The organism is Streptomyces sp. LS1784, assembly GCF_020103755.1.
Lineage (GTDB): Bacteria > Actinomycetota > Actinomycetes > Streptomycetales > Streptomycetaceae > Kitasatospora.
This window is the reverse complement of record NZ_JAHSQD010001097.1, coordinates 1-1,157: the sequence shown is the minus strand read 5'-3', so window position 1 is coordinate 1,157 and position 1,157 is coordinate 1. Positions and strand designations below refer to the sequence as shown.

Genomic DNA, 1,157 nt, shown 5'->3' with positions numbered 1-1,157 from the left:
CTCCTCGGCCCGGGCGGCCCGCTCCGCCACGGCCGCCTGCGCCGCGGCGTCCGCCGCCTCCGCCTTGTCGGCCGCCTCCAGCAGCGCCCGACCGTGCACCCTGGTCCGCTCCCGGGCGGCCACCGGGTCGGCCGTCGCCGTCCAGGCGACGCAGTACATCAGCAGCCGGGAGACGAAGTTGATCCACAGCAGCAGCGCCACCGGCGTCGCGAACGCCCCGTACAGGCTCCGTCCGGCGACCGAGCCCAGGTAGGAGGCGAGCAGGAGCTTCAGCAGCTCGAAGCCGACCGCGCCGATCAGCGCGCCCCGCACGAGGTCCCGGCGGCGCTGGTCGGTGATCCCGGGGAAGGGCGCCAGCAGGTAGGCGAAGAGCAGCATGTCGCACGCTATGGCGATCAGCACACCGACCGCGGTCAGCAGGTAGCCGTTGCCCAGGCCGATCGCCTCGGCGGTCCGGCCGGCGAGCGTGGTCCCGGCGGCGGAGGCGGCCAGCGAGAACAGCGACACCAGGCCGAGGCCGGCCAGCACCGCCACGTCCCAGGCCTTGCGCAGCACCGGGTTGCCCTCCTCGTGGGGCAGCTGCCACAGGTCCCGGATCGAGGTGCGCATGGTGTCCACCCAACCGAGGCCGGAGAGCAGCAGCAGCGCCATGCCGACCAGCCCGACGGTGCCCGCGTTGGACACCAGGGCGGGCAGGTTGAGCGCGTCCGAGAACCCCGGCAGCTGGTCGGCGATGTGCTCCTGCAGGTCGTGCACCTGGCTGTCGCTCAGCGTCGCGGCGGCGACCGCCAGGCCCACCGTGAGCAGCGGGAAGAGGGCGAGGAAGCCGAAGAAGGTGACGGCACCGGCCAGCCGGTTGCCCCGGGCGGCGGAGAAGTACTCGTACACCCGGTACGGGCGGCTGCGCAGCACCCGGGCCACGAGCGGGCCGACGACCGGCAGTCGGGTCAGGAAGTCCACTCACCGGTTATACCGGGATGTCCCCCGAACGGGCGTCAGGCCGTGCCTACCGCTTGACGAGTCGACGGGCCTTGGCGAGGGCTCGGACCGCCTGGTACGCGCCGTAGCGGCCTTGGCTGAGCAGCTCGGTGCGCACGCCGTCCACGCCGGCCGGCGGCCGGTAGCCGGCCGGCCGCAGCCGGGCGCAGTGCGCGGCG

Annotated in this window: 1 protein-coding gene; it reads right to left on the bottom strand. The window is 74.2% G+C overall.

Going from position 1 to position 1,157, the window contains the following annotated elements; all coding sequences use genetic code 11:
• Window positions 1-960, bottom strand: a 960-nt coding sequence (locus KS423_RS45905) for a YihY/virulence factor BrkB family protein (RefSeq protein ID WP_224285577.1), incomplete at its 3' end; no start/stop codon positions are given.
• Window positions 961-1,157 lie beyond the last annotated feature (197 nt).